The organism is Winogradskyella sp., assembly GCF_025210595.1.
GTDB lineage: Bacteria > Bacteroidota > Bacteroidia > Flavobacteriales > Flavobacteriaceae > Winogradskyella.
In genome coordinates this window covers 1-6,676 of record NZ_JAOARH010000022.1, presented here as the reverse complement: position 1 = coordinate 6,676, position 6,676 = coordinate 1, and the positions used below count along the sequence as shown (strand labels likewise).

The 6,676-nt window shown below is 31.7% G+C and carries 9 protein-coding genes; 5 read left to right on the top strand and 4 right to left on the bottom strand.

Annotation, left to right across the window (positions count from 1 at the left end):
• The coding region (locus N4A42_RS01930) for an MFS transporter (protein ID WP_294069101.1) at nt 1-1,311 on the bottom strand (1,311 nt) is incomplete at its 3' end.
• A gap of 135 nt (nt 1,312-1,446) precedes the next feature.
• Nucleotides 1,447-2,274, bottom strand: coding sequence for a M48 family metallopeptidase (locus N4A42_RS01925; protein ID WP_294069098.1), 828 nt, complete (start codon nt 2,272-2,274; stop codon nt 1,447-1,449).
• Between the two features lie 163 nt (nt 2,275-2,437).
• On the opposite strand from N4A42_RS01925, the gene msrB reads away from it, so the two are divergent.
• The 3 genes from msrB to lpdA all read left to right on the top strand — a co-directional run bounded on the left by msrB (nt 2,438) and on the right by lpdA (nt 5,004).
• Complete coding sequence (gene msrB / locus N4A42_RS01920; RefSeq protein ID WP_294069095.1) at nt 2,438-2,935, top strand: peptide-methionine (R)-S-oxide reductase MsrB; 498 nt, start codon at nt 2,438-2,440, stop codon at nt 2,933-2,935.
• Nucleotides 2,928-3,479 carry a DUF1572 family protein gene (locus N4A42_RS01915; protein ID WP_294069092.1) on the top strand — a complete coding sequence of 184 codons (552 nt, stop codon included), beginning with the start codon at nt 2,928-2,930 and terminating at the stop codon, nt 3,477-3,479. The genes msrB and N4A42_RS01915 overlap by 8 nt, the downstream gene beginning before the upstream one ends.
• 148 nt (nt 3,480-3,627) lie before the next feature.
• A complete protein-coding gene (gene lpdA / locus N4A42_RS01910; RefSeq protein WP_294069089.1) occupies nt 3,628-5,004 on the top strand; it encodes a dihydrolipoyl dehydrogenase in 1,377 nt (458 codons plus the stop codon).
• Between the two features lie 68 nt (nt 5,005-5,072).
• Here lpdA and N4A42_RS01905 read toward each other — a convergent pair whose 3' ends face one another.
• The gene (locus N4A42_RS01905) at nt 5,073-5,543 is read right to left on the bottom strand and encodes a porin family protein (protein WP_294069086.1); all 471 of its coding nucleotides are present in this window, start codon (nt 5,541-5,543) and stop codon (nt 5,073-5,075) included.
• Complete coding sequence (aroQ, locus tag N4A42_RS01900) at nt 5,540-5,959, bottom strand: type II 3-dehydroquinate dehydratase (protein ID WP_294069083.1); 420 nt, start codon at nt 5,957-5,959, stop codon at nt 5,540-5,542. Before aroQ ends, N4A42_RS01905 begins: the two co-directional genes overlap by 4 nt.
• 205 nt (nt 5,960-6,164) lie before the next feature.
• On the opposite strand from aroQ, the gene N4A42_RS01895 reads away from it, so the two are divergent.
• Nucleotides 6,165-6,446, top strand: a complete 282-nt coding sequence (locus N4A42_RS01895; protein WP_294069080.1) for a TRL-like family protein — start codon at nt 6,165-6,167, stop codon at nt 6,444-6,446.
• A gap of 19 nt (nt 6,447-6,465) precedes the next feature.
• A partial coding sequence (locus N4A42_RS01890) for a hypothetical protein (protein WP_294069077.1) occupies nt 6,466-6,676 on the top strand: 211 nt, incomplete at its 3' end.

Sequence of the window (6,676 nt, the reverse complement as noted above, 5' to 3'; positions counted from 1 at the left end):
TAAAATTATTCCAGCCAAAAAGAACACCACCAAAACAACTATAGCATTACGCATACTACCAGTAATTTGGTCAACAGTTGCAAAAATCACCATTCCAATAACAATACCTATTTTTTCTGCTACATCAAAAAAGCTAAAATAAGACGTAGTGTCTTCTGTTTCTGGCAAAAATTTTGAATAGGTAGAACGTGCCAAAGACTGTACACCTCCCATTACCAGACCTACTAAGGTCGCAGCAATATAGAATTGCAATGGAGTTTCCATAAAATAGGCATAAAAACAAAGTCCCATCCAAATAAAATTAACAACTATTAGCGTTTTTATATTTCCAAATTTAGATGAAGCCCTAGAAGTAAGCATAGCACCAACTATTGCCACAAGCTGTATCACTAATATACTTGTAATAAGGCCTTGTGTTTTTGCATCTGATCCTCCCCAAGCAATCTCTTCTTCACCAAAATATACAGCGACCAGCATAATGGTTTGTACAGCCATACTAAATACAAAAAACGCAACTAAATATCTTTTTAACCTAAGATTCTCTTTTAGCTGAACCCAAACTATTTTTAACTCTCTTAATCCGTTAAAAATTACTGCTTTTGTTACTTTATGACCTTTTGAAACACCCTTAGGTAAAACATAAAATGTGTATTGACTAAAAAGAACCCACCACAAACCAACTGTTATAAAAGAAACTTTCATAGCTATTTGAGCAGCTGTTTCAATTATTTTACCATCTTCACCAATACTATCCTCTATATAGAAAACTTCAGGTTTCATTACCATAGCCAAATTAACAAGTAATAAAATTACACTACCTATATAACCCATGCTAAAGCCTATTGCACTCACTCTATCTTGCTGCTCTGGATAAGCAATATCTGGCAAGTAAGAATTATAAAAAACCAAACTTCCCCAATACCCAAGAAGTCCCATAAAATAGAATAGCAAACTAATATGAATACTATCTAAACTAAACCAATATAAACCTATACAACCTGCTGAACCTAAATAGCAGAAGAATTTCATAAAATTCTTCTTATTACCTACATAATCTGCAACACCAGATAAAATCGGTGAAGAAAAAGCAACAACTAAAAACGTAAATGCCGTAACATAAGTAATTAGTGCTGTGCTTTTAAAAACCATACCAAAAGCAGGTACAACTTTTTCTGTTTGAGAAATAAATAATGCCGAATAAAATATTGGAAAAATAGAAGAAGCTATGGTTAATGTATAAACCGAATTTGCCCAATCGTAAAACGCCCAAGCATTAAGTAGTTTTTTACTTCCTTTTTTAAAATCGCTCATAATGTTTCTAACCTTATTTTTTTGATGAAATCCCAATACTTATGGAATTATTAATTCATTTTATAAAATGACTCAATAAAAAAAGCTGTTCTATAAGAACAGCTTCGAAAATAGTTAAATAATATTAACTTAAAATTAATTTATTGGTCTAAATGAAGTGACACCATATTTTTTTGCTTCTGCTTTTGCCTTTGGCGCAAGTTCTTGCAATGTAGCAATACGAGAATCATTACTTGGATGCGTACTTAAAAATTCTGGTGGTGCTTGTCCTCCACTATTAGCTTTCATACGTTTCCATAATTCGGCAGCTTCATCAGGATTATAACCTGCAATAGCCATTAAATGCAAACCTATTTTATCTGCTTCCGTTTCATGACTTCTGCTAAAAGGAAGTATTCCGGCAACGTTAGAAACCACACCATAAGATTGATTAAATATTCCTAATGCTTGTTGATCATTAGACAAAGCAACATTTCCAGCCAAAGCCAAACCTTGTTGTATATATGCAGCACTCATACGTTGTTGACCATGATTTGCTAAAGCGTGAGCAACTTCATGTCCCATAATTGCTGCAACACCTGTTTCGTTTTGAGCTATAGGCAGAATTCCTGTGTAAAACGCAATTTTTCCACCAGGCATACACCAAGCATTTACTTGCTCTGACTCAATAAGTTTATATTCCCATTTGTAATCATCTAAATACCCTTGATGTCCATTAGCATTAAGCCATCTTTCTGCAGCAACTGCAATACGCTGACCAACACGAGTAATCATTTCTGAATCTTTAGTACCTGTAATTACCTTGCTTTCTGATAAAACCTGATTATATTGTGCAAATGCACTTGGAAACAATTGATCATTAGATACAAATGCCAATGTTTTTTTATCTGTAAAAGGATTTGTTGCACAAGAAATAATTAAAGCAACAATTCCTATAATTGATATTCCTTTTTTTAAAGTCATAGCTAATGTTAATTTTTGTAATTACTAATATGAACCTATCTGTTTATATTATTAAGACACTAAAATAATTTATAGGTCACTTAGATTATTATTCTTATAATAATTTTTAATTCAATGTAAATAATTCTATCGGTTTTCGACCAAATCAAAAATACAACTTAAAATGAAAAAATTGATTTTATTTTTTGCTATTACTATAACATTTAGCTGTGATAGCACTGCTCAAAAAAAAGAAACAGAAGAAAAAGAAACTTTTAAGATTACTAAAACTGAAGCTGAATGGAAAGCAGAGTTAACAGAAATGGAATATTATGTCCTTAGAAAGGCTGGCACTGAACGTGCGTTTTCAAGTCCTTTAAACAAAAATTACGACAAAGGTGTGTATCATTGTGCTGCATGCAATACTCCTTTATTTAAAAGTGACCACAAATATGATTCTGGCTCTGGGTGGCCTAGTTTTGATAGAGAAATAAAAGGTAATGTCGCTTTTTCTACAGATTATAATATTGGTTATGCTAGAACTGAAGAACATTGTGTAACTTGCGGAGGGCACTTAGGTCATGTTTTTAATGATGGACCTAAAAGTACAACTGGCAAACGCCATTGTATTAATGGTGTTGCTTTAAAATTTGTTCCATCAGAAACTAAAAATAATGACTAGCTATTTACCAAGTGTAATAAAACAGTTTAAATATTATAAAAGTCTTGGTGATAAAACTCTATCTGTTTTATCATTAGATGAATTAAAATTTGAATTCAAAGAAGATTCTAACTCTATTGCTATAATTGTTAAACATCTTAGCGGTAATATGCTTAGTCGTTGGACAAACTTTTTAACCGAAGATGGTGAAAAAACATGGAGAAATCGTGATGATGAGTTCATAGACACTTACAACTCTAAAGAAGAAATTCTGATTGCCTGGAACAAATCTTGGAACTGTTTATTTGATGCCATCACAGCTTTAAATGATGATGAATTAGAAAACATTATATACATTAGAAACCATGGACACACAGTAGTTGAAGCTATTAATAGACAAATGATGCATTATGCTTATCATATTGGGCAAATGGTGTTTTTAGGTAAACTCATTAAAGAAAAAAATTGGCAATCTTTATCAATCGCAAAAGGAAAATCTAAAGACTATAACAAAGAAAAATTCTCAAAAGAAAAAAACAGAATACATTTTACTGAAGACCTCTAAATAAGACACTCATCTTAAAAATAAAATGTAAAAATATCATACTAAAAGCCGCTTGTTAATTTTTTGGAGTTTTGTTTTTGAATAATTTGGAATTTGCTTCATAGAATTTCGTAAATTCGTAGCTTAAAATTCAACAAAAAAATTACGCATGAGTAAATATGATATTATAGTACTAGGAAGTGGTCCTGGTGGCTACGTAACTGCAATTAGAGCCTCTCAATTAGGATTAAAAACTGCTATTGTAGAAAAAGAAAACCTTGGTGGTGTTTGCTTAAATTGGGGCTGTATACCAACTAAAGCACTGTTAAAATCTGCTCAAGTTTTTGAATATCTTAAGCATGCCGAAGATTACGGTTTAAAAGTAAAAGATGCTGAACACGATTTTGATGCAGTTGTAAAACGAAGTCGTGGTGTTGCTGAAGGAATGAGCAATGGTGTAAAATTCTTAATGAAAAAGAATAAAATTGATGTCATTGAAGGTTACGGAAAAGTAAAACCAGGCAAAAAGATTGATGTAGACGGAAAAGAGTACACTGCTGATCATATTATTATAGCAACTGGCGCAAGATCTAGAGAGCTACCTAGCTTACCTCAAGATGGTAAAAAGGTTATTGGTTATAGACAGGCAATGACTTTAGATAAGCAACCTAAGAAAATGATTGTTGTTGGTTCTGGTGCTATTGGTGTAGAGTTTGCTTATTTCTACAATGCTATGGGAACAGAAGTTACCATCGTAGAATATATGCCTAAGATAGTTCCTGTAGAAGATGATGAAGTTTCTAAACAGCTAGAGCGTAGTTTTAAGAAATCTGGTATTAAAATAATGACTTCAGCTGAAGTAACTTCAGTAGATACTTCTGGCAATGGAGTAAAAGCAACTGTTAAGACTAAAAAAGGAGAAGAAGTATTAGAGGCTGATATTGTATTATCTGCTGTAGGTATTAAATCTAATATAGAAAATATTGGTTTAGAGGACGTAGGTATTGCTGTAGATAGAGATAAAATATTAGTAAATGATTATTACCAAACTAATATTCCAGGATATTATGCTATTGGTGATGTTACACCTGGCCAAGCATTAGCTCACGTAGCATCTGCAGAAGGCATTTTGTGTGTAGAGAAAATAGCTGGTATGCATGTAGAAGCTTTAGATTACGGTAATATTCCTGGCTGTACATATTGTACACCAGAAGTAGCAAGTGTTGGTTTAACTGAAGCACAAGCTAAAGAACAAGGCTACGACATTAAAGTTGGTAAGTTCCCATTCTCTGCTTCAGGTAAAGCTAGTGCTGGAGGAAACAAAGAAGGGTTTGTTAAAGTGATTTTTGATGCTAAATACGGTGAATGGTTAGGTTGCCACATGATTGGTGCTGGAGTTACAGATATGATTGCTGAAGCTGTTTTAGGTAGAAAACTAGAAACCACAGGACACGAGGTATTAAAAGCAGTACACCCACACCCAACAATGAGTGAAGCGGTTATGGAAGCTGTTGCAGATGCTTACGATGAAGTAATACACTTATAGAAAACTAAGCTTTCTTAGATAACAACAAAAAAGGAGACTGTTATAAAAGTATTTATTACAGTCTCCTTTTATAATTTATATCCTACTCCAAGAAATATTATATTAGGTGACAGCTCTTCAAAACCTAAAGTGTATTTCATATGAATACTAAAATCTTGTGTTAGATCATAAGAAAAACCGAGATCTACTCGAACCTTAAATTTATTAGAAAAAAAATCAAAGAAATAATTTAGACTTGGACCAACTAAAACATGTGCTTTATTATTAATATCGTATTCTAAATAAATAGGTGCATTCAAAAATTGAAAATCCCTAATCCGAATAAATAGAAGTTCTGGTTGAAGATGTAGTTTATCTTTAAATTCAATATCAACAAACACACCTCCATAGTAACCAATTTCTTCACTTGGATTAGTACCAAAATTATCTTCAGTAGCTTTAAAAAAAGTAATATTAAGACCGCCTTTAACACCAAATTCTTGAGAATTTATATTGCTAGAAGCAAAAAAACAAGCTAAAAGTAGTACTAATCTTTTCACCTTATAAAACTCTCTATTGCCAACTCATAACTCTGCAAACCAAAGCCTAGTATAACACCTTTAGCATTTGGAGAAATATAAGATTGGTGTCTAAATTCTTCTCTAGAAAATGTATTAGAAATATGCACCTCTATAACAGGTGTATCAATAGCTTTTATAGCATCTCCGATACCTACAGAAGTATGTGTATATGCAGCAGCATTAAGTATTATACCATCATAATTAAATCCAACTTCTTGTAGTTTATCTATCAACTCTCCCTCTATATTAGACTGAAAATACTCTAACTTAACATCACTAAACTTTAGTTGAAGTGTCTTAAAATAATCTTCAAAAGTCTGATTACCATAAATCTCTGGTTCTCTTTTCCCTAGAAGATTCAAATTTGGGCCATTTATAATAATGAACTGCTTCATAAAGTAAATATACAAAAACCTATTTGCCAGTAGACAATTAGGGCTATAATTATTAGGTAACAAAGAATCTTAATAGCTCAACTAATAAATTTCATTTTACCTAAGGATACATATAATTCAATAAAATTGTAAAAAAATTCACAAACTAACTTGTGAAGTTTTCTATTATTAATATCTTTGGTTAATAATTTTAAACCAATTAAATATGAAAAAATTTTTCTTAAGATCTGCTTTTGTGGCAGTTATGACTTTAGCATTAAGCTCATGTTCAATTACTATGCCTGTTACAGCTACTAGTAACCCAGTTGGTGCAAAAGTAGGTAAATCTTCTGCTACTGTTGTATTAGGTTTTGCTTTTGATGAAGATGCAAGTATTAAAAGTGCAGCCAAGCAAGGTGGAATTTCTAAAATTTCTACTGTAGATATTAAAGTAAAAAATGTATTAGGTCTTATAGTGACTTATGAAACTATCATAACAGGTGAATAATATTTTTTACACCAAAAAAATGGGTAGATTTATTTTACCCATTTTTTTTTACTTTTTTTTTAGTTGTGGTAATACTGTAAACACAGAGGTTAACCTTTTTGATGGACATGTTTATTTATTAAAAAAAGGCGAAAAAGAAGTTGAGAAAAACGCTACTGCAATAAAAGAAGCAGAAGAATTAAAAAAGATTTTCGATAAAAATAATCTTGTTTTATACAAAGCCATAACTC